This window comes from Variovorax sp. AC194 (genome assembly GCF_979257995.1).
In genome coordinates this window covers 3,035,842-3,060,052 of sequence record NZ_OZ409823.1, presented here as the reverse complement: position 1 = coordinate 3,060,052, position 24,211 = coordinate 3,035,842, and the positions used below count along the sequence as shown (strand labels likewise).

The 24,211-nt window shown below is 67.8% G+C and carries 28 protein-coding genes and 1 pseudogene; 10 read left to right on the top strand and 19 right to left on the bottom strand.

Features of this window, described 5'->3' with window-relative positions:
* Positions 1-62: 62 nt before the first annotated feature.
* Genes ACZYRS_RS14715 through ACZYRS_RS14700 form a run of 4 tightly spaced genes read left to right on the top strand, consistent with a single transcriptional unit; the run spans position 63 to position 2,758 of the window.
* Positions 63-659 (top strand): chromate transporter, encoded by a 597-nt coding sequence (locus ACZYRS_RS14715; protein WP_463422489.1) that lies wholly within the window; start codon positions 63-65, stop codon positions 657-659.
* Positions 656-1,255 (top strand): chromate transporter, encoded by a 600-nt coding sequence (locus ACZYRS_RS14710; protein WP_463419845.1) that lies wholly within the window; start codon positions 656-658, stop codon positions 1,253-1,255. The genes ACZYRS_RS14715 and ACZYRS_RS14710 overlap by 4 nt, the downstream gene beginning before the upstream one ends.
* A 38-nt stretch (positions 1,256-1,293) precedes the next feature.
* A complete protein-coding gene (locus ACZYRS_RS14705) occupies positions 1,294-2,262 on the top strand; it encodes an aldo/keto reductase (protein ID WP_463419844.1) in 969 nt (322 codons plus the stop codon).
* A 13-nt stretch (positions 2,263-2,275) separates the two neighbouring features.
* Positions 2,276-2,758: a DUF3237 domain-containing protein gene (locus ACZYRS_RS14700; RefSeq protein ID WP_463419843.1), complete on the top strand. Its 483-nt coding sequence runs from the start codon at positions 2,276-2,278 to the stop codon at positions 2,756-2,758.
* 3 nt (positions 2,759-2,761) lie between these two features.
* Here ACZYRS_RS14700 and ACZYRS_RS14695 read toward each other — a convergent pair whose 3' ends face one another.
* A complete protein-coding gene (locus tag ACZYRS_RS14695) occupies positions 2,762-3,283 on the bottom strand; it encodes an N-acetyltransferase family protein (protein ID WP_463419842.1) in 522 nt (173 codons plus the stop codon).
* A gap of 42 nt (positions 3,284-3,325) precedes the next feature.
* On the opposite strand from ACZYRS_RS14695, the gene ACZYRS_RS14690 reads away from it, so the two are divergent.
* The 3 genes from ACZYRS_RS14690 to ACZYRS_RS14680 all read left to right on the top strand — a co-directional run bounded on the left by ACZYRS_RS14690 (position 3,326) and on the right by ACZYRS_RS14680 (position 5,513).
* A complete protein-coding gene (locus tag ACZYRS_RS14690; protein WP_463419841.1) occupies positions 3,326-3,928 on the top strand; it encodes a helix-turn-helix domain-containing protein in 603 nt (200 codons plus the stop codon).
* A gap of 102 nt (positions 3,929-4,030) precedes the next feature.
* Complete coding sequence (locus ACZYRS_RS14685; RefSeq protein ID WP_198788595.1) at positions 4,031-4,201, top strand: hypothetical protein; 171 nt, start codon at positions 4,031-4,033, stop codon at positions 4,199-4,201.
* Between the two features lie 109 nt (positions 4,202-4,310).
* Complete coding sequence (locus ACZYRS_RS14680) at positions 4,311-5,513, top strand: NAD(P)/FAD-dependent oxidoreductase (RefSeq protein ID WP_463419840.1); 1,203 nt, start codon at positions 4,311-4,313, stop codon at positions 5,511-5,513.
* Positions 5,514-5,520: 7 nt separating this feature from the next.
* On the opposite strand, the gene rlmB is transcribed toward ACZYRS_RS14680, so the two are convergent.
* The 4 genes from rlmB to ACZYRS_RS14660 are packed head-to-tail and all read right to left on the bottom strand — an operon-like array spanning position 5,521 to position 8,561.
* Complete coding sequence (rlmB, locus tag ACZYRS_RS14675) at positions 5,521-6,267, bottom strand: 23S rRNA (guanosine(2251)-2'-O)-methyltransferase RlmB (protein ID WP_198788593.1); 747 nt, start codon at positions 6,265-6,267, stop codon at positions 5,521-5,523.
* Positions 6,268-6,310: 43 nt separating this feature from the next.
* On the bottom strand, positions 6,311-7,291 hold the full coding sequence (locus tag ACZYRS_RS14670) for a hypothetical protein (protein WP_198788592.1): 981 nt from the start codon (positions 7,289-7,291) through the stop codon (positions 6,311-6,313).
* Between the two features lie 4 nt (positions 7,292-7,295).
* Positions 7,296-7,799 (bottom strand): ribosomal protein L7/L12, encoded by a 504-nt coding sequence (locus ACZYRS_RS14665; RefSeq protein WP_198788591.1) that lies wholly within the window; start codon positions 7,797-7,799, stop codon positions 7,296-7,298.
* Between the two features lie 39 nt (positions 7,800-7,838).
* Positions 7,839-8,561 carry an ABC transporter ATP-binding protein gene (locus tag ACZYRS_RS14660; protein WP_042580887.1) on the bottom strand — a complete coding sequence of 241 codons (723 nt, stop codon included), beginning with the start codon at positions 8,559-8,561 and terminating at the stop codon, positions 7,839-7,841.
* Positions 8,562-8,597: 36 nt separating this feature from the next.
* On the opposite strand from ACZYRS_RS14660, the gene ACZYRS_RS14655 reads away from it, so the two are divergent.
* Positions 8,598-9,233, top strand: coding sequence for an arylesterase (locus ACZYRS_RS14655; protein WP_463419839.1), 636 nt, complete (start codon positions 8,598-8,600; stop codon positions 9,231-9,233).
* Between the two features lie 76 nt (positions 9,234-9,309).
* Here ACZYRS_RS14655 and ACZYRS_RS14650 read toward each other — a convergent pair whose 3' ends face one another.
* The 3 genes from ACZYRS_RS14650 to ACZYRS_RS14640 all read right to left on the bottom strand — a co-directional run bounded on the left by ACZYRS_RS14650 (position 9,310) and on the right by ACZYRS_RS14640 (position 11,748).
* Entirely contained in the window at positions 9,310-9,513 is a 204-nt protein-coding gene (locus ACZYRS_RS14650; RefSeq protein ID WP_042580885.1) for a hypothetical protein, read from the bottom strand.
* A 69-nt stretch (positions 9,514-9,582) separates the two neighbouring features.
* Positions 9,583-10,539, bottom strand: a complete 957-nt coding sequence (locus tag ACZYRS_RS14645; RefSeq protein WP_463419838.1) for a hypothetical protein — start codon at positions 10,537-10,539, stop codon at positions 9,583-9,585.
* A 15-nt stretch (positions 10,540-10,554) separates the two neighbouring features.
* The gene (locus tag ACZYRS_RS14640; protein WP_198788588.1) at positions 10,555-11,748 is read right to left on the bottom strand and encodes a PLP-dependent transferase; all 1,194 of its coding nucleotides are present in this window, start codon (positions 11,746-11,748) and stop codon (positions 10,555-10,557) included.
* Between ACZYRS_RS14640 and ACZYRS_RS14635 the strand changes: the two are divergent.
* Positions 11,736-12,569 (top strand): annotated as a pseudogene (locus ACZYRS_RS14635) (DUF6597 domain-containing transcriptional factor); the annotation flags it as partial. The gene ACZYRS_RS14640 and the pseudogene ACZYRS_RS14635 overlap by 13 nt on opposite strands.
* Before the next feature lie 214 nt (positions 12,570-12,783).
* The gene (locus ACZYRS_RS14630) at positions 12,784-13,248 is read left to right on the top strand and encodes a VOC family protein (protein ID WP_463419837.1); all 465 of its coding nucleotides are present in this window, start codon (positions 12,784-12,786) and stop codon (positions 13,246-13,248) included.
* A gap of 11 nt (positions 13,249-13,259) precedes the next feature.
* On the opposite strand, the gene ACZYRS_RS14625 is transcribed toward ACZYRS_RS14630, so the two are convergent.
* The 11 genes from ACZYRS_RS14625 to ACZYRS_RS14575 form a co-directional block, all read right to left on the bottom strand.
* Positions 13,260-13,784, bottom strand: coding sequence for a phosphoribosyltransferase (locus ACZYRS_RS14625; protein ID WP_013542102.1), 525 nt, complete (start codon positions 13,782-13,784; stop codon positions 13,260-13,262).
* A gap of 129 nt (positions 13,785-13,913) precedes the next feature.
* On the bottom strand, positions 13,914-15,245 hold the full coding sequence (locus ACZYRS_RS14620) for an adenylosuccinate synthase (RefSeq protein ID WP_198788585.1): 1,332 nt from the start codon (positions 15,243-15,245) through the stop codon (positions 13,914-13,916).
* A gap of 22 nt (positions 15,246-15,267) precedes the next feature.
* The gene (locus ACZYRS_RS14615; RefSeq protein ID WP_463419836.1) at positions 15,268-16,428 is read right to left on the bottom strand and encodes an ATP phosphoribosyltransferase regulatory subunit; all 1,161 of its coding nucleotides are present in this window, start codon (positions 16,426-16,428) and stop codon (positions 15,268-15,270) included.
* Positions 16,429-16,739: 311 nt separating this feature from the next.
* Positions 16,740-16,928: a DUF2065 domain-containing protein gene (locus tag ACZYRS_RS14610; RefSeq protein WP_013542105.1), complete on the bottom strand. Its 189-nt coding sequence runs from the start codon at positions 16,926-16,928 to the stop codon at positions 16,740-16,742.
* Positions 16,929-16,944: 16 nt separating this feature from the next.
* Positions 16,945-17,844 carry a protease modulator HflC gene (gene hflC / locus ACZYRS_RS14605; protein ID WP_042580877.1) on the bottom strand — a complete coding sequence of 300 codons (900 nt, stop codon included), beginning with the start codon at positions 17,842-17,844 and terminating at the stop codon, positions 16,945-16,947.
* 17 nt (positions 17,845-17,861) lie between these two features.
* A complete protein-coding gene (gene hflK, locus ACZYRS_RS14600; protein ID WP_463419835.1) occupies positions 17,862-19,247 on the bottom strand; it encodes an FtsH protease activity modulator HflK in 1,386 nt (461 codons plus the stop codon).
* Between the two features lie 74 nt (positions 19,248-19,321).
* A complete protein-coding gene (gene hflX, locus ACZYRS_RS14595) occupies positions 19,322-20,491 on the bottom strand; it encodes a GTPase HflX (protein WP_463419834.1) in 1,170 nt (389 codons plus the stop codon).
* Positions 20,492-20,547: 56 nt separating this feature from the next.
* Positions 20,548-20,793, bottom strand: coding sequence for an RNA chaperone Hfq (gene hfq, locus ACZYRS_RS14590; protein ID WP_012747311.1), 246 nt, complete (start codon positions 20,791-20,793; stop codon positions 20,548-20,550).
* Between the two features lie 165 nt (positions 20,794-20,958).
* Entirely contained in the window at positions 20,959-22,302 is a 1,344-nt protein-coding gene (gene der, locus ACZYRS_RS14585) for a ribosome biogenesis GTPase Der (protein ID WP_013542109.1), read from the bottom strand.
* Positions 22,303-22,362: 60 nt separating this feature from the next.
* A complete protein-coding gene (gene bamB, locus ACZYRS_RS14580; protein ID WP_198788581.1) occupies positions 22,363-23,505 on the bottom strand; it encodes an outer membrane protein assembly factor BamB in 1,143 nt (380 codons plus the stop codon).
* A 7-nt stretch (positions 23,506-23,512) separates the two neighbouring features.
* A complete protein-coding gene (locus ACZYRS_RS14575) occupies positions 23,513-24,205 on the bottom strand; it encodes a YfgM family protein (protein ID WP_198788580.1) in 693 nt (230 codons plus the stop codon).
* Positions 24,206-24,211 lie beyond the last annotated feature (6 nt).

Here is a 24,211-nt window from a genome sequence, read left to right as displayed (position 1 = left end):
GCTCGGGCATGTCGGCCCGGTGCCCGGCATCTTGCAGGCCTGCCTACGATAATCGCATCCCCATGCACCCGCCCCTCTCCGACGCGGCAACGCCGCCAGCCCCCTCGCAGCCACAGCCCCGGTCGCCAGGCGACCTTTTTGTTTCATTCACCTGGCTCGCGCTGCAGGGCTTCGGCGGCGTCCTGGCCATCGTCCAGCGCGAAATGGTCGAGAAGAAGAAGTGGCTCACCCCCGAGCAGTTCCTCGAGGACTGGGCCGTGGCCCAGGTGATGCCCGGACCCAACGTGATCAACCTGGGCCTGATGATCGGCGACCGCTACTTCGGCCTGCGCGGTGCGCTGGCCGCCGTGGCGGGCATGCTGACCATTCCCCTGGTCGTGATCCTCGCGCTGGCCGTGCTCTATGCGCACTACGCGGGCAACCCGCAGGTGGCGGCGGCGCTGCGGGGCATGGGCGCGGTCTCGGGCGGGCTCATCGCCGCCACGGGCATCAAGCTGATTCCGCAACTGCGCAAGCACCCGCTGGGCTTTCCGGTCTGCCTTGCGTTCATGGCACTGGTGTTCGCGGCGATCACGGTGTTCAAGGTGCCGCTCGGCTGGGTGCTGCTGGTGGTCGGCGGCGTGGCCTGCGTCTGGACCTGGAAGAGGATCGCGCCATGACGATTGCGATGCAATGGCACGACTGGCTGGCGCTGTTCGGGCAGTACTTGCTGTTGTCCCTTCTGTCGATCAGCGGCGCCATCACCACGGTGCCCGACATGCACCGCTACCTCGTCACCCAGCACGGCTGGCTCACCGATGCGCAGTTCAGCTCGTCGGTCGCCATCGCGCAGGCGGCGCCCGGGCCCAATGTGCTGTTCGTCGCGCTGATGGGCTGGAACGTCGGACTCAACGCGGGCGGCGGCATCGGCGCCGGGCCGATGGCCTGGCTGCTCGGCTTCTTCGGCCTCATGGTGACCATGGTCGGCATCATGGTGCCAAGCACCACCCTCACCTATTTCGCCACCCGCTGGGGCCACCGCAACCGCACCCGCCGCGAGGTGCGCGCCTTCAAGCAGGGCATGGCGCCGGTGGTGGTGGGCCTGCTGATCGCCACCGGCTGGGTGCTGGCCACCGGTAACCATGCCGGCGATGCGCCTGCCTGGCACCTGTGGCTCCTGACCGGCGTGGCCGCGCTTATCGTCTGGCGCACGCGCATCCACCTGCTCTGGCTGCTGGGCGCGGGTGCGCTGCTCGGCGCCGTGGGCTTCGTCTGATCCTTCCCTCCGTTCTTTCTTCTTCAGGAAACTTCGTCATGTCGCAACTTCGCCCGCTCGGCCGCTCCGGCCTCCTGGTTTCGCCGCTCGCCTTCGGTGGCAACGTGTTCGGCTGGACGGTCGACGAGGCGGCCTCGTTCAAGCTGCTCGACGCCTGGCTGGACGCGGGCTTCAACTTCGTGGACACCGCCGACGTCTACTCGGCCTGGGTGCCGGGCCACACGGGCGGCGAGTCGGAGACCATCATCGGCAAGTGGCTCAAGCAGAGCGGCAAGCGCAACCGCGTGGTGCTGGCCACCAAGGTCGGCAAGCCGATGGGCGAAGGCAAGGTAGGCCTTTCTCCCAAGTACATCCGCGAGGCGGTCGAGGCCTCGCTCAAGCGCCTGCAGACGGACCACATCGACCTCTACCAGTCGCACGACGACGACGCCAGCACGCCGCTGGAGGATTCGCTCGGCGCCTTCGATGCGCTCATCAAGGAGGGCAAGGTGCGCGCCATCGGCGCCTCCAACTACACGGCGCCGCGGCTGGCCGAGGCGCTGGACGTGTCGGAGCGCTTGGGGCTGGCGCGCTACGAGAGCCTGCAGCCGCTCTACAACCTGTACGACCGCGCGGTGTTCGAGGACGAACTGGAGCCCCTGTGCGTGAAGCGCGAAGTGGGCGTGATCAACTTCTACGCGCTCGCGGCCGGCTTCCTCACCGGCAAGTACCGCACCGAGGCCGATGCGTCCAAGAGCGCGCGCGGCGCCAACACGACGAAGAAGTACCTCAACGAGCGCGGCCTGCGCATCCTCGATGCGCTCGACAAGGTGGCGCAGCAGTACAACGCCAAGCCGGGCCAGGTCGCCATTGCATGGCAGATCGCACGGCCGGGCGTGACGGCACCCATCGCCAGCGCCACCTCGATCGCGCAGCTCGAAGAACTGGTTGTGGCCACGCAGCTGAAGCTCGACGCGGGCACCATCGAGATGCTCGACCGCGCCAGCGCGGAAACGACAGCCGCCTGAACCGCTTCGTGCGATGAGCAGCAACCTCTTCGATTCGATCGCCGCACCGGCGCTCGACCACTTTGCCGACCTGCGCGTGGAAGTGGGCGTGCCGCAGGTGCTGGGCCAGAGCGCGCGGGGCCTGCGCCGCGTGGTGCCCATCACGGGCGGCGAGGCGTCGGGCCACGGCTGGCGCGCACGGGTGGTGCCGGGCGGCGGCGACTTCCAGTTGATCGTGAGCGACACGCTCTCCGAGCTCGACGCGCGCTACGGTCTCGAGACCGACGCGGGCGACCTCGTCTACGTGCAGAACCATGCGGTGCGCTCGGCCGCGCCGGAGGTGATGGCCAAGCTCATGCGCGGCGAAGCGGTCGATCCGGCGCAGGTCTATTTCCGCTGCAACCCGCGCTTCGAGACGGCCTCGCCCGCGCTGCGGTGGATCAACGAGCGCATGTTCGTCGGCGCCGGTGTTAGGCACCCGGCCGAGGTCGTGATGCGCTTCTTCGTGCTGAACTAGCCTTCAGCCGTCGACCGGATTCAGCGGCGTCGCAAGAATCCGCTGGTAGAACGCCACGTCGAGCCAGCGGCCGAACTTGAAGCCGGCCTGCCGCACCGTGCCCGAATGCGCGAAGCCCAGGCGCTCGTGCAGGCCGATGCTGCCCGCATTCGCGGCATCGATGGCGCCGACCATCACATGCACGTCGCGCGCGATCGCCTCCGCGATGATCGCCTCCATGAGCGTGCGCCCGAGCCCCGCACCGCGGTGGCCGGCCTCGACGTACACCGAGTGCTCGACCGTGTACTTGTAGGCGGGAAAGGCGCGGAAGGTGCCGTAGCTCGCAAAGCCCAGCAGCTTGCCGTTCTCGTCCACCGCGCCGATCACCGGGAAGCCGTTGGCGCGCTTGGTGGCGAACCACGCGACCATGTTCTCGGGCGTGCGCGGCTTGTAGTCGTACAGCGCGGTGGAGGTGACGATGGCGTCGTTGAGGATGGCGAGGATGGCGCCGGCGTGAGCTTCTTCGGTGCAGGCAATGAGGCGCATGGTGCTTCTCTGTCGTTCAATATAGGAGAATAATAATCTCATATGAGAAACGAATCACCCCCTTCCGGCAACACCCCTGGCGACACTCCCGGCCACATCGACGCCCTCATCGCCACCCGGTTGCTGGCGCTGCGGCAGGCCAAGGGGCTCAGCCTGGCCGAGCTGGCCGAGCTGTCGGGCGTGAGCAAGGCCATGATCTCGAAGGTGGAGCGCGCGCAGAGCAGCCCCACCGCCGTGCTGCTGGGCCGGCTGGCCGCGGGCCTGGGTGTGTCGCTGGCGCAGCTGCTCACCGAGGAAAACGTAAGCCCCCAGCGGCTGCGCACGAAGGCCATGCAGGAAGTCTGGCGCGATCCCGAGGCGGGCTATCTGCGCCGCCAGGTCGCCGAGCGCGGCGCGGGCAACGGGGTGGAACTGGTCGAGGTCGAGCTGCCTCGCTCCGCGCAGGTCGGCTATCCGCGCTGGAGCGGCAAGCCCTATCGCCAATGCCTGTGGATGATCGAAGGCGCGCTGCGGGTGGACTACGGCGACGAGCGCTTCGAGCTGGCGCCCGGGGATTGCCTGGACTTCGGCGTGGACCGGCCGCTGGTCTTCAAGGCGCTGGGGCGCACGGCCTGCCGGTACCTGCTGGTGGCGTGTCCGGACTAGCCGAACGGTAGGCACGCTCCCACACGCAGAGGCGGTCCAGGCCGGTTCGGGCCGGGAGGGCGGCCGGGATACACCAAGGCATCTCAGCTACCGGAGGACATGATGTCTTTTGCGCTTTACATGATCGGCTTCCTGATCTTCCTGGGCGGCGTCGCCTGGGGTGCTTCCGTCGCGGGCGTTCCCACGCTCTATATCGGCATCGGCACGTTGATCCTCCTGGGCATCGGCATCTTCAGCGCGGTGGGCCGCACGCGCAGCAAGGACCCGTCCTGACACGCTGAGCCGACAGGGTTCACGCAGCCTTCACGCCGAGCGCACATGGCGTAGCTAACTTCGCACGCGCACCACACACCGTGGTGCGCGTTGCTTCAGTCAGCTGCCCATGCACTCCTCCTCTTCCAGTCTTTTTTCCCCGCTCTCCACTTCATCCACGGCGCCCTGTCCCGCGTCACCCACCGCGAGCAGCGGCCTTGCCAACATCAAGGTGGACCTGCTCGTCGTCGGCGCGAGCTTCGCGGGCCTCGCCTGCGCCCGCGCCGCGGCGCTCGCCGGATTGAGCGTGATGGTGCTGGAGAAGAAAACCAGCGCCGGCGCCAAGCTCCACACCACCGGCATCATCGTGAAGGACGCGGTCGACAGCGTCCCCTGGCTGGCCGAGGTTCCCCCCGCATTGGTCCGGCGCATCGAAGGCGTGCGGCTCTACGCACCGAACATGCGGCACGTCGACCTGCATGCCCCCGGCTACTGGTTCTGGGCCACCGATGCGCCCGCGCTGCTCGACTGGATGGTGGCTTCCACCCGGGCCTGCGGCGTCGATGTGCGCCTGGGCACGCTGTTCGAGCAGGCGCTGTGGATGAACGACCGGTGGGAAGTCCCCGTGTTGCACGGCCCCTGCATCACCGCCACCTACCTCGTCGGGGCCGACGGCCCGCATTCACGCGTGGCCAAGGTGCTGGGGCTCTCCCGCAACACGCGCTTTCTCTACGGCGTCGAGCACGAATACCAGGGCGCCCGCATGGCGCCCGACCTCCTGCACTGCTTCATCGACCGCAAGCTCGCGCCCGGCTACATCGGCTGGGCACTCGACGGCGTGGGCGTGAGCCAGATCGGCCTGGCGCGCCGCATGGGCCAGAACGACGCGAACGCGCTGCGGCTCGCGCCTTTCCTGAAGAAGATCGAATCGGTGGTGTCGCCGGGCGACGCGCCCCCGGTGGCCGTGCGCGCCGGGATGATCCCCTGCGGCGGCGTGCTCCCGGTCGTGGCGCGCGATCGTGCGCTGCTGGTGGGCGATGCGGCCGGCATGGTGTCGCCGGTCACGGCCGGCGGCATCCACACCGCACTGCAGCACGGCGAGCGCGCGGGCGAGGCGGTGGCGCGCTTCGTGCGCGGCGAGGTCGGCGATCCGGCGACGTGGTTCGTGCGCAGCTATCCGCGCTTCGTGCTCAAGCGGTCGCTGCGCTGGGCCTTCGACCACTTCCAGAGCGACTGGATGTTCAATCACCTGCTCGGCACGCCGCAGATGCGGCGCATGGCCGAACTCGTGTACTTCCACCGCAAAGGCGGACCGCTGCCGAAGAAGGACTAGCGCGCGATCAAACGCTGCGCTGGCGCATCGCTTCGTAGAGGCACACGCCGCTGGCCACCGAGACGTTCAGGCTCTCGACGGCGCCGGCCATCGGGATGCTCACGAGCTCGTCGCAGGTCTTGCGGGTCAGCTGGCGCATGCCTTCGCCCTCGGCGCCCAGCACCAGCGCCAGCGGGCGCTTCAGGTCGCTTTGGTAGATCGTGCCCGGTGCGTCGTCGCTCGTGCCCACGCACCAGATGCTGCGTTCCTTGAGCTCGTTGAGCGTGCGCGCGAGATTGGTCACCATGAAATACGGCACCGTCTCGGCCGCGCCGCTGGCCACCTTGGCCACGGTGGCGTTGATGCCGGCCGCATGGTCCTTGGGGGCGATCACCGCATGGGCGCCGGCGCCGTCGGCCACGCGCAGGCACGCGCCCAGGTTGTGCGGATCGGTCACGCCGTCCAGCACCAGCAGGAGGGGCACGGTGCCGGCCTCTTCGAGGCCTTCGAGCAGTTCGTCGAGCGAATGGATTTGCGCCGTGGGCTCGACCCGCGCCGCCACGCCCTGGTGGCCGTGGCTGCCGGCGAGCTTGGCGATGCGCAGGCTGTCGGCCTCGACCAGCCGCACGCCGGCTTCCTGCGCACGCGCGATGAACTGTTTCATGCGCGCATCGCGCCGGCTGGCGTCGAACAGAACCTCGAGCACCGATTTCGGCGCGGTCTTGATTCGCACGCCCACGGCATGGAAGCCGAAGATCACTTTGGGGGAAGACATCCCCTGATTATCCCTACCCCCGGGGATCGCCCTTCAGGCCGCCTCAGGCGATAGGAAGACCGCTGAGCGCGCGCGTGCGCTCGTCGTGCAGTTCCTGCACCGCTTGGGCGTTCGGATGCACCCGCTCGGTGTTGCCGACGCTCTCCAGGTACTGGCAGGCGGCGCGGCCTTCGGCGGCCTTTTCGTACTGCGCGATCCAGGCGTCGCGCGCGGGCAGCTTCTCGGGCGAGACGGGCCACACGCCCGGCTGCGGCCGCATGTGCTCGCCGATGCCGATGCGCCAGGGCTTGGCGCTCAGGCGGGCGCGAAAGCAGTTCTGGTTGCGGCACATGCGCGCGTAGACCTTGTCCACGCCCAGCGCCTGGAAGCAGTCGGCCACGGCCATGTCCGCCGGGCTGAACACATCGTGCATCGCCAGCAGCCGGAAGCCCGCGGGCGTGCGGTACACGCGCAGGTGCCAGTCGGGATGCTGGTGCACGAAGCGCCCGATGCGCTCGATCGCCCGCTTCTCGGGCGCGGGGTTGGTGCTGGCCTCCCCGCGCTTCTTGGCCAGGCCGATGCGGTAGGCGACGACGAAGACCACGACGGCGGCGATCAGCCCGCCCACCCAGGTCTTGGCCGTCCAGCCGCCGACGATGCCAGCGATGAGCGCCGGCACCAGCGCAAAGCCGAACACGCTGGTGCGCAGGGGTTCGTCGAAATCGATGTCGACGAACATCACGTCGGGCGTGTTCAGGCAGCGCGCGCCGTAGCCGTTGCGGGTGATGACGCTCTCGCCCTGCCGCTCGACGATTTCCTCGCGGATCGGCACGCCGTCGGCGCCGTTGTAGGCCAGCTTGCGTTCGCGGCGCTCCAGTTGTTCGCCGCTCACGATACGGTCGAAGGCCTCGCGGGTGCGCTGGTCGGCATGCGCCTGCGCGGCCAGCGGGCTGTCGTCGGACCAGCCGTAGCGCCGCACCGTGATCTGCTTGCCTGCAACGCGCTCCTGGATGCGGCCCTCGGCCCAGAACTGGGGAACGATCATCGCTTCAGGCGCCCTTGACGAAATACAGCCAGGCCAGCGCCGCGACCAGGAGGACGATGACGATAGGCAGCCACCTGAAGCCCCCTTGCGGCACCCGTCCCGGCTCGGCCATCGGGTGCGTCGGCATGCTCGATGGCAAGTGCCCGAAATCGCCGGCCGCCGGGTTCTGGTGGTTCTCGACCAGTTGCTTGGCTTCGGCCAGGCCCAGGCCCGTAGCCTCGCGCGTGAGGCGGACGGCCTCGAGCTTGTTGCCCTTGGCCAGGGCCGCGAGCGCGGCCGGCGGCACCGCCGCGGGCCCGTTGCCCTGCATGCCCGCGCCCTCGGGTTCGCTGCGGCCCCAGTCGCCCTCCTGCCAGTCCGCCGCCCCGCCTTCGCCGTTGGCGTAGCGCTCGACGGCTTCCTTGGCCGACTTGAGGTCCAGGCCGGTCTTGTCGCGCACGATCTTGATCGCCTCGATCAGGCTGCCGCGCTGCAATGCCGCGACGGCTTCGGGTGGAAGCTTGTCCATGGACCTCTCCTCGGGTGTCGTTGTTGTTTGGGGGGTGGCTCAGGCGGCCTGCTCGACCGTCGAGACGGGCGTCTTCTCGTTGAGCGACACGCGCCCCGCCTCGATGGTGATGCGGCGCTCGCAGCGCGACGCGATGCCGCGGTCGTGGGTGACCAGCACCAGGGTCGTGCCCAGTTCGCGGTTGAGGTCGAACATGAGCTTCATCACCTGCTCGCCGGTCGCGAAATCGAGGCTGCCGGTGGGCTCGTCGGCCAAGAGCAAGGCCGGCTGGACCACGAAGGCCCGCGCGAGCGCCACGCGCTGCTGCTCGCCGCCCGAAAGCACCTTGGGGTAGTGGCCCAGGCGCTGCCCGAGGCCGACGCGGCCGAGCATCTCGGTGGCGGCCTTGCGCGCGTCCTTGCGGTTGGCCAGCTCCAGCGGGAGCATCACGTTCTCCAGCGCGCTCAGGTTGCCCAGCAGCTGGAAGCTCTGGAACACGAAGCCCACGCGCTGCGCGCGGAGAGCCGCGCGCTCGTCCTCGTCGATGGCGAAGATGTCGTCGCCCGCGAGCTTGACCGTGCCGCGCGTGGGCGTATCGAGCCCCGCGATGATCGACAGCAAGGTGCTCTTGCCGGAGCCCGAGGCGCCGACGATGGCGGCGGTTTCCCGCGCGCCGAGGGTGAAATCGATGTCCTGCAGAATGTCCAGCGTGCCGGTCGAATCGGTGACGGACTTGAAGACATGCTCGACGGCGACAATGGCATCAGACGGGGGTTGGGACATGGAAAGGCTTTGGTTTTGAATCGACGTGACTTTATCTTGACCACCGCCGCGCTCGGCAGCGCGGGGGCATGGACGGCCGTGGCGCAGGCCCAGGCCACCAACGCGGCCGGCAAGCCGGTCATCCTGGTGCTGGGCGATTCGCTGAGCGCAGAGTACGGCTTGAAGCGCGGCGAAGGCTGGGTACCCTTGCTGGAAAAAAGGCTTGCCCAGCAGAAGATCGCGGCCACCGTGGTCAACGCCAGCATCAGCGGCGACACCAGCTCCGGCGGACGCGCCCGCTTTCCCGCCCTGCTCGCTCAGCACAAGCCCAGCCACGTGGTGGTGGAGCTGGGCGCCAACGACGCGCTGCGCGGCCTGCCGCTCCCGGACACCGAGAGCAACCTGCTGCAGATCGCCAGGGCCGCGCAGGCCGCGGGCGCGAAGGTGCTGATCGTCGGCATCCAGGTGCCGCCGAACTACGGCGGCGACTACACGCGGCGCTTCGAGGCGGTGTTCTCCAAGGTGGCGGGCGCGACGAAATCGGCGCTCGTGCCCTTCCTGCTCAAGGGCGTGGCCGATGCGCCGAATGCGATGTCGCTGTTCCAGGCCGACCGCATCCACCCAACGGCCGTGGCGCAGCCCCAATTGCTCGACAACGTCTGGCCCGAACTGCGCAAGCTGCTGCCGAAATAACCTGCGGCGCGGCCAAGAAAAAGCCGCCGCAGGCGCAGGCCTGCGGCGGCTTTTCGATGGGGACGCCAGGAGCGGATCAACCGTTCTTGGTGGGCAACTCGGGCACCGTGGGGGGATCGCGTTCGAGCGATGCCACGTCGGTCTCCGGGTCTCCGGGAGCCAGTCCGTCGCTGCTCGGGCTGAGCTTGCGATATTGCTTCTCGCGGAGCTTGTCTTCCTTCTTCTTCTTCTTGGCCAGCTCTTTCTGGCGCTTCTCGTAGCCGTAATTTGGTGTTGCCACTGCTTCTCCTTGAGGCGAGACAGTCACCGTGACTGTGCGTCTCCTACTGTAAGCGATAACGGTGCAGTCTCAAGGCGCGGCGCCGGGTGCCGTTTCGAACTCGAACAAACCTTGCAAACCGGGGTAGCGCCGGTGCATGAACCAGCCCATCGCACCCGCGCCGGCCCCCATGGCCAGGACCATCGCGGCCACCATCCAGCCGATGTGTTCGCCCACCGGCCAGAGGACGATCACGGCCAGCACCGGCACCAGCCCGACGAGGGTCGAAAGCCACATCCAGCGCCTCGGCGCGTGCATGGGCTGCCAGGTTTGCGGATCGACGCCGGCATCGATGAAGACCTCGGCGTCGAAGCGCAGGCGCGGCCTGGGCTGCGTGGCCAGATGCAGCAGCAGCGCGCGCAGCAACGCAGCCCGGTTGCGAAAGCGAAAGACGCGCGCCGTGTCGACCGTCAGCGCCAGGGGCAGCCGCACCTCACCGGATTCGCCACCTCGCGCGGCCTGCTGCAAGACCAATCGCTTGACGATGGCCTCGCTGGATGCGAACTCGGTTTTCACGTCGCACAAGCCCACGGGTGCACGGCGCACGTCGCGCCATACCATGACCCGTGGCGAGGCCGGATCGCCCCATCGCATGCCTTGCGCGTCGATCCGGAACATTCCCTCGCCCACCCGCGGAAGCTGCCGCAGCAGGTACCAGATGCCACCGCCCAGCAACGCGAAGAGCGCCAACCCGAGCAGCGTGAGCACCGCCTCGTTGCCGCGCGCGTTGGACCCGTCGTTCTGCAGCACTGCGGCCGTCGCCAATCCCGCCGCGACCGATGCGAAAAGCGTCACAAAGCCGCCGATGAAAAGCCGCGTGGCGCGCAGATCGGGAACGCCTTCCAACGGGCCGGCCTGCGCGAGCGCCTCCAGCACATGCACAGGCACGGTCAGCACACGCGACGCGACGGCCGGTGACGCGGACGGCATCGCATCGCGCGCAACAGGCGGCGCGACGTACTGGCTCTTGCGGTTTTTTCTGCCCACTGCGCGCAGTGGCGCCTACATCCGCAACAGCGCCTGCTGCAGGTCGGCGCGCAGGTCGTCGACGTCTTCCAGCCCGACCGAGAAGCGCACCAGCGTGCCCTTGTAGGGCCAGCGCGCCACGCTCGCGTCGCGCATCAGGCCGATGTCGTAGGGCACCACCAGGCTGATCGGTCCGCCCCACGAATAGCCGAGGCGAAAGAGCTTCAGGCTGTCGCAGAAACGGTCGACCTGCTCGGTGCTGTAGCGCTCGTCGAACACCACCGAGAACAGGCCCGCGGCCAGGTCGGTGGCCCCGCACAGCGCGCGCCAGTTGGCATGGCCGGGCGAGTCTTCCAGCGCGGGGTGCAGCACCTGCGCGATCTCCTCGCAGCCGTTGAGCCAGCCGGCCAGCTCGCGCGCCGCGCGGTCGTGCGCGGCGTAGCGCAGGCCGATGCTCGGGAGCGAGCGCAGCAGCGTTTCCACATCGCCCACGCCGATGCCGAAACCGATGCGCATGTGCGCCAACTTGAGCGCGCGGTGCAGCCGCTCGTCGTTGGTGACCACGCTGCCCATCAGCACGTCGCCGCCGCCGCTCGGGTACTTGGTGAGCGCGTGCACCGAGATGTCCACGCCCTGCCCCGTGCCGTTGAAGTCGAAGGGCGCGAAGGCCAGGCCCGCGCCCCAGGTGTTGTCCAGCGCCGTCACCACGCCGCGCGCGCGGCAGACGTCCACGAGCGCGGGCAGGTTCGGGAATTCCATCGTCACCGAGCCCGCCGCCTCGACCCACACCAGCCGCGTGCGGTGCGAGATCTTGGCCTCCAGGTCGGCCGGGTTCATCGCGTCGTACAGGCGGTGGGTGATGCCGAAGTTGGCCAGCTCGCCGGTGGCCAGCGCCTTGTTGGGGCCGTAGGCGTTGTCGGGAATCAGCACCTCGTCGCCGGTCTTCAGAAACGCGAACGAGACCAGCGAGATGGCGGCCAGGCCGCTGGGCACCAGCAGGCATTCGGTGCCGCCTTCGAGCGTGGCCAGGCGCTCCTCGAGTGTGAAGGTGGTGGGCGTGCCGTGCAGGCCGTAGGTGTAGCCGGCCTTGGTCTTCCAGTCGCGCGCGCGCATGGCGGCCACGTCGGCGAAGAAGACGGTCGATGCCTTGAACACGCCGGGCTGCGGCGCGGCGAATTTGGCGGGTGGGACGTAGGGGTGGTGGATCAGGGTCGTCGATGGCTTGCTCATGTGCCGATGCTAGCGCGACTGGCCTGCGGGGCGCCCCCATCGCACAATGCGCCGATGGGCTACAGCCTGCTCCAGCCGGATCGCGCAGCATGCAGCTGACGCGGCCCCCTCCTCCTCACTTGCAGCCGTTCATCAAGCTGCTGTGGGCGTCGTCGCCCGAAGGCGCACCGGCCGAACGGCCGGGCGCGCGCGAGCACGTGCTGCCCACGGGCGGCATGCACCTGGTGTTCCGGCTGTCGGGCCCGCCGCTGAAGCTGTTCGGCGGCCCCGACGACCTGCGCGGCCAGACCTGCGGCTACGCGATCGTCGGCGGCGCGCGTGCCGCCGCCTACATGCGCGATGTGTCGGTGGCCACGCGATCCGTCGGCGCGCAGTTGCAGCCCGGCGCCGCACGCGCGCTGCTCGGCGCGCCCGAAGACGCGCTGGCCAGCCAGCACACGCCGCTCGATGCACTGTGGGGTGCACGGCAGACCGATGCCGCGCTCGAACAGGTCCATGCGGCGGGCGGCCTCGAACGGCAGCTGGCGGTGTTCGAAGCCCTGCTCGCGCAGCGTGTCCTCGACGCGCTCGGAGGCCCGCGTGGCCCGCATGACCTGCGCGGCCTGCATCCGGCCATCGCCGCGACGCTCGGACCGCTGGCCCAGGAGAACCCGTCGATCGCCGGGCTGGTGACGCGCAGCGGCTACAGCCACCGCCGCTTCATCGCGCTCTTTCGCGGCGCCATCGGCCTCAGCCCCAAGGAGTACGCGCGCGTGATGCGTTTCGACCGCGCACTGACACTGGCCGCCGACCCGACGCAAAGCTGGGCCGAGATCGCGCTCACCGCCGGCTACAGCGACCAGGCGCACCTGAGCCGGGAGTTCGCGGCGCTCGCGGGGCATGTCGCCGCAGGCGTGGCGGCGGACCGGTGCCGCGTCGCCGCGGCATGTGCCGGCGGGCGCGACGGCAGGTCAAATTCGTTCAAGACGCTAGCGGCGCGGCGGCCCAGAATCGGCGCCACGACAACTGCTTTCCTCTTCTCGAAAGGCAACTCTCATGGCGATCCACGAACTCTTTCCATACCTCTGCGTCGACGATGCCGGCGCGGCCATCGACTTCTATTGCGAGGTGTTCGAGGTGAAGGAAATCTTCCGCCTCACCGAGCCCAGCGGGCGCATCGGCCACGCGGAGCTGGACTTCCACAACGGCGCGATCCTGATGATTTCGGACGAGTTCGCCGAATACAACATCCGCAGCGCCAAGACGCTGGGCGGCAGCGCGGTGACGCTGCACCTGCATGTGGACGATGCGGATGCGGTGGTGGCGCGGGCCGTGGCGGCCGGCGCGACGCTGGACATGGCGCCGCAGGACCAGTTCTACGGCGAGCGCTCGGGGGTTTTTCGCGACCCCTTCGGCCACCGCTGGAACGTGGGCCACAGCATCGAAAAACTGACGCCGGAAGAGATGCAGCGGCGCTACACCGCGATGCTCACTTCCGGCGACGGGTCGTGCCAGAGCTGATCAGGATTTGATCAGACCGACCACTTCTCCAGCAGCTTCTCGGCGCCGAGCGAGTCGTAGCCCTCGAAGGGCTGGTGGATCCAGGGGTTGGTCGCCAGGTACTCGACCGAATAGTCGGGCGTGAAGGTCGACAGCGCCTTGGTCCAGATCACCGCGCTGCGCAGCTCGGTGATGGGCTTGTAGTTGTTGCGCAGCATGTCCATCACGGCGTGCAGCGTGTGGCCCGAGTCGGCCAGGTCGTCCACCAGCAGCACCTTGCCGGCGATCTCGCCCTTGGGCGTGGTGATGAAGCGGGCGATGTCCAGATGGCCTTGCACCGTGCCGGCGTCGGCGCGGTAGGAGCTGGTCGACATGATCGCCAGCGGCTTGTCGAAGATGCGCGAGAGCACGTCGCCCGGGCGCATGCCGCCGCGCGCGAGACACAGGATGGTGTCGAACTCCCAGCCCGACTGGTGCACCTTGATCGCGAGCTTCTCGATCAGGTTGTGGTACTCGTCGTAGCTGACGTAGAGATGTTTGCCGTCTTCGGTCAACATGGTCTGGATTCCTTCAGTCTTTTCTCATTCGTGGAACACCGCGGAACCGGCTTTGCCGGGCCGCTGGTGTTGCCCCCGGAAGGGGGTTGGCGGCCACACGAAGTGGGCAAGCCTGGGGGGTGAACCTGATCAGTCGGCCAGGTAGGGGTGACGCATCATGATGGTGTGGTCGCGATCCGGGCTCGTGGAAACCATGTGGATCGGCACGCCGGTGATCTGCTCGATGCGCTGCAGATAGAGGCGCGCATTGACCGGCAGCTTGTCGTACTGGGTGACGCCCACGGTGCTTTCGCTCCAGCCTTCCAGGGTCTCGTAGATCGGCGTGCAGCGCTCGATTTCGTCGGCGCCCATCGGCAGGATGTCGGTGGTTTCGCCGTCGAGTTCGTAGCCGGTGCACAGCTCGAGCTTCTCGAGGCCGTCCAGCACGTCCAGCTTGGTGATGCACAGGCCCGACAGGCCATTGACCTGCGCCGAGCGCTTGAGCAGCGCGGCGTCGAACCAGCCGCAACGGCGGCTGCGGCCGGTGGTCACGCCCTTTTCGGCGCCCACGGTGCTCATGTGATAGCCGGGGGTGCCGGGCGTGGCCCAGTCCAGTTCGGTGGGGAACGGACCGCCGCCAACGCGCGTGCAGTAGGCCTTCGTGATGCCCAGGATGTAGTGCAGCATGCCCGGGCCCACGCCCGAACCGGCGGCGGCGTTGCCGGCCACGCAGTTGCTGGAGGTGACGTACGGGTAGGTGCCGTGGTCGACGTCGAGCAGCGTGCCCTGCGCGCCTTCGAACAGCAGGTTGGCGCCGGCCTTGTGGGCGTCGTTCAGTTCGCGCGAGACGTCGGCCATCATCGGCTTGAGCAGCACGGCGTGGCGCATGGCTTCGTCGAAGACGGTGTCGAAATCGACGGCCGGCGCGCCCAGCACCTGCGTGAGCACGTGGTTGTGCAGGTCGAGCAGCACGCGCAGCTTGGTGGCGAAGCGCTCGGGGTGCTTCAGGTCCTGCACGCGCAGCGCGCGGCGGGCGATCTTGTCTTCGTAGGCCGGGCCGATGCCGCGGCCGGTGGTGCCGATCTTCTCGACGCCGCCCTTCTCGCGGTAGGCCTCGCGCGCGATGTCCAGCGCGGCGTGGAACGGCAGGATCAGCGGGCAGGCCTCGCTGATGCGCAGGCGCGAGCGCACTTCGACGCCGGCTTTCTCCAGGCCTTCGATTTCCTCGAAGAGCTTGGCCGCCGACAGCACCACGCCATTGCCGATGTAGCACTTGACGCCGGGCCGCATGATGCCGCTCGGGATCAGGTGCAACGCGGTCTTCACGCCGTTGATGACCAGCGTGTGGCCCGCGTTGTGGCCGCCCTGGAAGCGGACCACGCCCTGGGCGCTCTCCGTCAGCCAATCGACCAGCTTGCCCTTGCCTTCATCGCCCCACTGGGTGCCGACGACGACCACGTTTCTTCCGGTGGTTACGCTCATGCTCGTTCCATTGCTTAAAAATTCAGATCGCTCGGACATTCCACTGGCCCGCCTGCTCGACGAGCTCGCGGTCGCAATGGAATTCATCGATTTCGCTGCCGTGTCCCGGCAGCACACAGACAACCGTTTCACCGGCCTTGCGCAGTTGGGCGATGGCCTGGCGCAGGCCCGTCGCATCGCTCCAGGGCGCGCGGATGGCGGCGCGCAGCGGGCACGCCGGCAGCACGCCGACCAGTTCGCGCACGTCCAAGCTGAAGCCGACGGCCGGGCGGTTGCGGCCGAACACGGCGCCCACCTCGTCGTAGCGGCCGCCACGCACCAGCGAATCGGCAGCGCCCGGCACGTAGATGCCGAAGCGCATGCCGCTGTAGTAGGCGTAGCCGCGCAGGTCGGCCAGGTCGAAGCTGATTTCGCGCCCGGCCGTGCCGTTCAGGCCGGCAGCGAGCTGCTTCAGGTCGGCCAGCGCGGCGGCCACGGCCGGCGTGCCCTTCAGGGCCTTGGCCGCTTCGTCGAGCACCGACGCATCGCCGTAGAGCTGGACCAGCGCGCGCAACCCATCGCGCGAGGCGGGCGGGAAATCCTTGGTGAGCACGTGCAGCTCGCTCGCGTCCTTGGCGGCGAGCGCCGCATGCACGCGGGCGAGCGCGGCGGCATCGACCGGCACGCCGGCGAACAGCGCGCGCACGATGCGGGCATCGGCCAGGTCGACGATCACACCGTCGCGCAGGCCCGCAGCGTCGAGGCAGTCGAGTGCCAGCAGCAGCGTTTCGGTGTCGGCTTCGAGGCCGGCGTGGCCGTAGATCTCGGCGCCGAACTGCAGCGGCTCGCGCGTCGCATGCGGACGGTCGGGCCGGGTGTGAAGCACCGGGCCGCAGTAGCACAGGCGCGCCACGCCGTCGCGGTTCAGCAGGTGAGCATCGATGCGCGCCACCTGGGGGGTGGTGTCGGCGCGAAGGCCCATGCTGCGGCCGGAGAGCTGGTCCACGAGCTTGAAGGTTTGGAGGTCGAGCGCCTCGCCGGTGCCCGAAAGCAGCGACTCGAGGTGCTCGAGCAGCGGCGGCATCACCAACTCGTAGCCATAGCCACGGGCGGTATCGAGCAGCTGGCGTCGAAGTTCTTCGATGTGGCGCGCCTCGGAAGGCAGCACATCGGCAATGTGATCCGGGAGGACCCAGGCGGACATGGGGATCGGGGGCGTGGTTAAACCGGGATTCTACCGGGACCGCGCCCAGGGTCTGCCGCCAATTGAACGCCTGCGCGCTGGTCCCGCCATGCGGTGGGTGCGCGAAGGGTGGCGCAGCCCATGGCCACCCATGGGCAAGCCAGCCGACAAAGCACGCGCCGTATGGCGGGACCAGCCCGGAGGGAGACCCTGCTGCGCGGCGCATTGCGGCGTTGCCCTTCGCTTGCGTAGCTGTGCTACGCGGCACTCAGGGCGCCTTGCACTGCGCCGCGCTGCAGGGTCTCGCGCAGGCGTTCAATTGGCGGCAGACCCTAAGCCAAAACCCAAAGGAGGACCAAACCCAGCAAGATGCTGCAAAGACCGAAGAACCGCAGTTGGCCATCGCGCAGCTGCATCAGCTGCCCGAAGCCGCGGCGCCACCCTCCCGGCGACACGAAGGGCAGGATGCCCTCGATCACCAGGACGAGCGCCAGCGCGCTCCAGAAGGTCTCGGCGCTCACGAAGCCCCGGAGCGGATCAGCGGCGAGGTGCGTTGCCCGCCGAGCCGGAGCCCTGCATGGCGCGGAAGAAGTCGGACGACGGATCGACCACCATCACGTCGCTCTTCTTGTTGAAGCTCTGCTTGTAGGCCTCAAGGCTGCGATAGAACTGGGCGAACTGCGGGTCGCGACCGAAGGCCTCGCTGTAGGCGCTGGCGGCCTGGGCATCGCCCTCGCCCTTGATCTTCTGGGCGTCGCGGTAGGCGTTCGCCACGATCACTTCGCGTTGGCGGTCGGCATCGGCGCGGATCTTTTCGCCTTCGGCCGTACCGGTCGAGCGCAGCTCGTTGGCCACGCGCTTGCGCTCGGCCTCCATGCGGCGATAGACCGATTCGGTGATGGCTTCCACGTAGTCCACGCGGGTGATCCGCACGTCGACCACATCCACGCCCCAAGGCTTTGCGCCCTTCACCACGGCCAGCACCTCGCGCTGCACGTCGGCCATCAAGGCCTCGCGGCGCAACGAGATGAGGTCGCGCACGGTGCGCTTGTTGATGTTTTCCTGGAACGCGTTGCGCACCACGCGGTTCAGCTGCATGGCACCCGCGTTTTCGTCGAGCCCGACGTTGCGGATGTAGGCCTGCGGATCGCTGATGCGCCAGCGCACATACCAGTCGATCACCACGCGCTGCTTTTCAGCAGTGAGCATGGGTTCGGTGTCGATGCTGGACAGCGTCAGGAGGCGCTTGTCGATGTACGACACGTTCTGGAACGGCGGCGGCAGCTTGAAATTGAGGCCGGGCTCGGTGATGACGCTCTTGATCTGGCCAAGCGCGTAGACCACGCCGAACTGGCGCTGGTCGACCACGAAGAGGGTCGAGCTCAGCAGCACGAGCAAGACGAGGATCGACGAGGCGATGAATCCGATTCTGTTCATGTTCTTCTTGGCCTTTTTCAGCGCACGTCGCGTTCACGCGAACGACCGTCGCGTGCACGGGTCTCGCCCGTGGGCGGCGCCACCGGGATCACCGACGACTGGGCCGGCGCGGTGCCGGCCACGCTCGGGCTGGCAGCATCGACGGGTGTGGCGGCCGCGTTGTTGCCGCCCAGCTGCATGATCTTGTCCAGAGGCAGGTACAGCAGGTTGGAGCCCGCCTTGGTGTCGACCAGAACCTTGGTGGTGCTGGCGTAGATCTGCTGCATGGCGTCGGTGTACATGCGGTCGCGGGTGACCTGCGGCGCCTTCTGGTATTCGGCCAGCACCGCGCTGAAGCGGCCGGCATCGCCTTGCGCCTGGGCCACGATGCGCGCCTTGTAGGCTTCGGATTCTTCCTTCAGGCGCGAGGATGTACCGGTGGCCAGCGGCACCACGTTGTTGGCGTAGGCCTGTGCATCGTTCTTGGCGCGCTCGCGCTCCTGGCCGGCCTTGAGCACGTCGTCGAACGCTGCCTGCACCTGCTCGGGAGGACGCACGCCACCCTGCTGCAGATTGATGCCGACGACTTCGACGCCGATCTTGTAGCGGTCCAGGATGGTCTGCATCAATTGCCGCACGCGCGGGGCGATCTGATCGCGCTCCTCGGCGAGGGCCGCATCCATCTTCATCTTGCCGACCACTTCGCGCACGGAGCTCTCGGCCACCTGCACGATGGTTTCAGCCGGCGACTTGCTCTCGTAGAGCCAGGCCTGCGCGTTGCTCAGGCGGTACTGCACGGCGAACTTGATCTCGACGATGTTCTCGTCTTCGGTCAGCATGGCCGATTCGCGCAGGCCCGTGGAACGCACGATGGCGTCGCGGCCCACATCCGTCGAACGGATCTGCGTGGTCACCACCACTTCGTGGCGCTGGATGGGGTACGGCAGGCGCCAGTTGAAGCCGGCGTTCACCGTCGACTTGTAGCGGCCGAACTGCGTGACCACGGCCTGCTGGCCTTCGTTCACGATGAAGAAGCCGGTGCCGAGCCAGATGAGGATCGCCACGGCAGCCACCAGGCCGAGGCCGAATCCTGCGTTTTTCATGTCGGGTCTGTAGCCGTTGCCGCCACCGCCACCGCTGCCGCCATTGCTGCCGTTGGGGCGATTGCCACCGCCCTTGCCGCCGCCGAAGAAACCGCCGAGCTTGCGATTGAGGTCGCGCCAGAGTTCATCGAGGTCGGGCGGGCCCTGGTTGGGACCCTGGCCACGCGGGCGGTTGCCGTTGTTATTGTTGTTGCCCGAAGGCGGGGGCGTCGGTGCGCCCGGAGGATCGGCATCGGGGGGCCGGTTGCCGGCTGGGCGGTCGCCGTTGGAGGACGACGGCTCGTCGCCGCGACCCCATCGGCCATCGTTCAGGTTGAACATGCCCAGAAACCCTCTCCACGCTGGCTTTGCATTCATTCGCTTCGTTCTCTTGTCAGTGGCGGGATTGTGCCCAATCAAAGGGCGGCATCGTGCAATTCAGTGTCGTCCGCAGGGGTCATCGTATCGGCTACGGAGCCCGATTGCCGGGCCAGCTCGGCGCGCAGCAACGGCACGCCCTCGCCGCTTTTGGCGCTGAGGAAGATGCGGGGGACCTGAACGCCGTCGATTTCCATCTCGTCCTGCAGATGCAGCGGACGTTGCGCGCTTTCAAGAGCATCGAGCTTGTTGAATACCAACAGTTGCGGAACGGCGTCCGCGCCGATCTCGCGCAGGACGGTCTGCACCTCGGCCATCTGCTCGGGGTAATGGGGGTTGGAGGCGTCGATCACATGCAGCAGCAGGTCGGCATCGACCGCCTCCTGCAGCGTGGCCTTGAACGCGTCGACCAGGCCGTGCGGCAGGTCGCGGATGAAGCCGACGGTGTCGGAGATCGACACCTGGCGTTTCGCGTCGCCCAGGTAGAGGTTGCGCGTGGTGGTGTCGAGCGTGGCGAAGAGCTGATCGGCCGCATAGGCGCGCGCCTTGACCAGCGCATTGAAGAGCGACGACTTGCCCGCGTTGGTGTAGCCCACGAGCGAGATGTTGAAGGTCTCGCGGCGCTCCCGTTGCCGGCGCTGCGTGCCGCGCTGCTTCTGCACCTTGGCCAGGCGCTCGCGTGTGCGCTTGATCGACTCGCTGATCATCCGGCGATCGAGCTCGATCTGCTTTTCGCCCGGACCGCCGCGCACACCGGCGCCACCGGTCTGGCGCTCCAGGTGGGACCAGCGGCGGACCAGCCGCGTGCTCAGGTACTGCAGGCGAGCCAGCTCGACCTGCAGCTTGCCTTCGTGCGAACGCGCGCGCTGGGCGAAGATTTCGAGGATGAGGAAGGTGCGGTCGTAGACCGCGATGTCCAGCTGGCGCTCGAGGTTGCGCTGCTGCGCCGGGCTCAGGGACTGGTCGAAGATGACCTCGCTCGCCTGGTGCATGGCGGCGAGTTCCTTGATCTCGTCGGCCTTGCCGCTGCCCACGAACAGCGCCGCATCGGGCGCCTTGCGTTTGCAGGTGATTCGGGCGACAGGCGTGAGGCCCGCGGTCTGCGCGAGCAGGCCGAGTTCCTCGAGTTCGCTGTCGAAATGGGGCAGCCCAAAGTCGACGCCGACGAGAACGGCGGCGCCTTCCTGGCGGTGGATCAGTTCAGACAAGCGAAATCAGAAAATGAAAAAGCGCGACGGAGGGGACTCCGCCGCGCTCCGCGCGATCAGGCTGCGGCGTCGTCGTTCTCGGCAGCCGAGAAGTTGACGGCACGACCCGGCACGATGGTGGAAATGGCGTGCTTGTAGACCATTTGCGTCACTGTGTTGCGGAGCAACACGACGTATTGGTCAAAAGACTCGATCTGGCCCTGCAGCTTGATGCCGTTCACCAAATAAATGGAAACCGGCACATGCTCGCGACGCAGGGTGTTCAGAAACGGGTCTTGCAGAAGTTGCCCTTTATTGCTCACGATATTCTCCGTGTTCAAGAGTAGTTGTTGGAGAGATGACCTTAACACAGGGTTTCTGCGCTGCAGCAATCGGGCCCAAAAGCCTTGAGAAAATAACGGTTCTCAAAAGACGGAACTTCCGTTCCAGCTGCAACTCATCGGCCGCCATCGGTGGCCAAGCCCGCTTTAGCTGTCCTTGTCCGCAAAGGGATTTTGCGAGCTTTTGAACTGGATCCGCAAGGGCGTGCCCACCAGGTCGAATTCCTTGCGGAAGCGCCCTTCCAGGAATCGCTTGTACGCGTCGGTCACGTGCTCCAGCGAATTGCCGTGGATGATGATCACCGGCGGATTCATGCCGCCCTGGTGCGCATAGCGCAGCTTCGGACGGAACATGCCGCCGCGCTGGGGCGCCTGGAATTGCACCGCCTCCAGCAAGAGGCGCGTGAGCACCGGCGTCGACATCTTGCGAGTGGCCGACTTGTGGGCCTGCGCAATGGCCTGCCACACCGGGCCGAGCCCCTGGCGCTTGATGGCCGAGATGAAATGCAGCGAAGCGAACTTCAGGAACGGCAGCCGGGTTTCGATCTGCCGCTGGATCTGCTCGCGCTGGTAGCTGTCGACCGCGTCCCACTTGTTGATGGCGATCACCACCGCGCGGCCGCTCTCCAGGATGTAGCCGGCGATGTGCGCGTCCTGGTCGGTCACGCCCTGCGTGGCGTCCAGCAGCAGCAGCACGACGTTGGCCGACTCGATGGCCTGCAGCGTCTTGACCACCGAGAACTTCTCGATCGCCTCGAACACCTTGCCCTTGCGGCGCAGGCCTGCCGTGTCGATCAGCTCGAAGCGCTGGCCGTTGCGCTCGAACGGCACCGAGATGGCGTCGCGCGTGGTGCCCGGCATGTCGAAGGCCACCAGGCGCTCTTCGCCGAGCCAGGTGTTGATCAGCGTGGACTTGCCGACGTTGGGCCGGCCGGCCACCGCCAGCTTGATGGGCTTGTTGACGTCGTCTTCGTCGGTCTCGTCGTCCGGGTCCGGCAGGTTCAGCGGTTCGAGCGCCAGCTCGACCAGGTCGCGCATGCCCTGCCCGTGCGCCGCGGACACGCCGTGCACGTCGCCGAAGCCCAGCTCGTAGAAATCGACCAGCTTGGTGCCGTCGTGCATGCCTTCGGCCTTGTTGGCCGCCAGCACGCAGGGCTTGCCCAGCCGGCGCAGTTCGTTGGCGATGTCGTGGTCCTGCGCCGAGAGGCCTTCGCGCGCATCGACCACGAAGATCACCACATCGGCCTCGGCCACGGCCTGCCGCGTCTGCTTGGCCATTTCCTTGTAGATGCCGCTGCCGGCATCGGGCTCGAAGCCGCCGGTGTCGATCACGATGAACTCGTGCTTGCCCAGGCGGCCGTTGCCGTAGTGGCGGTCGCGCGTGAGGCCGGCGTAGTCGGCGACGATGGCGTCGCGCGTCTGGGTCAGGCGGTTGAAGAGCGTCGACTTGCCGACGTTGGGACGGCCGACCAGGGCCACGACCGGCTTCATGGCCGGCCTTTCGATGGCGCGGTTTTCATGGTCGGGCCTTGAGAGTGGGAAAAGAAGAAATTATTCAGGGCGATAGCCAAACACGCCGCCCTTGGCGGTCACGACCACGACCGTGTTGCCGGCCAGGACCGGCGCAACGGTGATGGCCGAGCCATCGGGCGTGACGCGATTGAGCAGCGCGCCGTCTTCGCGCGAAACGAAATGCAGGGACCCGGTGTCCTCGCCGATGATCAGCGAGCGGCCCACCGCGAGCGGCGAGGTCAGCACACGGTTCTTGAAGCGGGTCGACTGCCAGGCGCGCTCACCGTCGCCGCGGCGCCAGGCCGTCACGCTGCCGTCGGATTCGGTGCCGTAGACAAAGCCTTCGTCGCCGGTGACGCCGTCCGCGCCCGAGGCCGGCTTGCTCCAGACCAGCGCGCCGCGCTGCGTCTCGACGCATCCGACGCTGGCGTAGTAGGCCCGCGCGCAGACGCCGTCGCCGAAGCGGCTCACGCTGCCGGTCAGGTCGACCAGGCGCTCCACGTCGTTGGTGCCGCGCGGCGCCGCAATGGGCGATTCCCAGCGCGAGGTGCCATTGGCCGGGTTGATGCCGACCAGCCGGCCGCCGATGCCCGCGACCAGCGTGTCGCCCACGGCGATCAGCACGCCCGACTTGCGCAGCACCAGGTTTTCACCGGGGCGCTGCTGCAGCCAGAGGCGGCGGCCGCTCTGGCCGTCCCAGGCGCTGATGCTGCGGTCGGCGGTCTGCACGAACACGCGGCGGCCAGCGACCAGCGGTGCGGTGAAGGCTTGCGCCGAGAGCTTCTGCTTCCACAGGACCTTGCCGCCTTCGATGGCGACGAGCTCGTTGTTGGTGGTGACGACCGCGGCCATGGAGCCGTCGCTGCCGACGCCTGCCGCCAGCGTGGCGCCCGCGTTGGCACGCCAGGTTTCGCGGCCGGCACGGGCGTCGATCGCCACGACAGTGCCGTCGCTGCCGGCCACGGTCACGATGTCGCCGCTGACGTCGGTGGTGAGCGGGAAGCCCACTTCCGGAATCTTCACGCTCCAGGCCTGGCGCACGCCGAGCGTCGAAGGGTTGGCGGGCAGCTCGGCCGGCTTCGGCTTGCCGGAGCCCGAGCAGGCGGCCAGGAGCGCGACCAGAACGAGAGCAGAACCCGCGCGCAGGGCGGCCGATTCAGGCATGAGACGCTTGAGATTCATGATGCGGTCAGGGAGTTTTGGGGGCTGCGGGTGTGACAGTGATGGTCGGCGCCAGGCTCTTCGGGTCGACACCGACCGCGTTCAGCTTGATCTCGACCAGGCGGCGGTAGTCGGAGGTCGCGCCCAGGCCCGTCCAGGCCTTGCGGTATTCCTGCTGCGCCTCGTCGCGCTTGCCCTGCGCCATGTAGATGTCGCCCTTGCGGTCGGCCACCAGCGGTTCGAATTCCTTGGGCACCTTGCCGTCCAGTTGCTTCAGGGCTTCGTCGTACGACTTGCCATCGAGCAACTCGGCCGCGAGCCGCAGCTTCGCGATGGCCTGGTAGCCCGGATCGATGGCGCTCTGCGCCACCCAGCCCAGCGCGGCACGCGATTCCTCGACCTTGCCCTTTTCGTACAGCGTCTTCGCGGCCAGGAGGCCCGCCTGCTGCGCATAGGCGGTGCCGGCGAAGCGTTCCTTCATGTCGCCCAGCACGCGCTGGATGCGCTCGACGTCGCCGGACTGCGTGCTGCGCTCCACCTCGTCGTAGAGGGCCGCGGCCTGGGCTGCCTTGCTGCGCTGGAAATACTGCCAGCCGTTCCAGGCCACGAAGGCGCCGGCAACGAGCAGCACGGCCCAGGTGATCAGGGTGCCGTAGGTGTTCCAGAAATGCTTGAGCTGGTCGAGCTGTTCCTGTTCTTCGAGATCGAGATGGGTTGCCATGCGCTG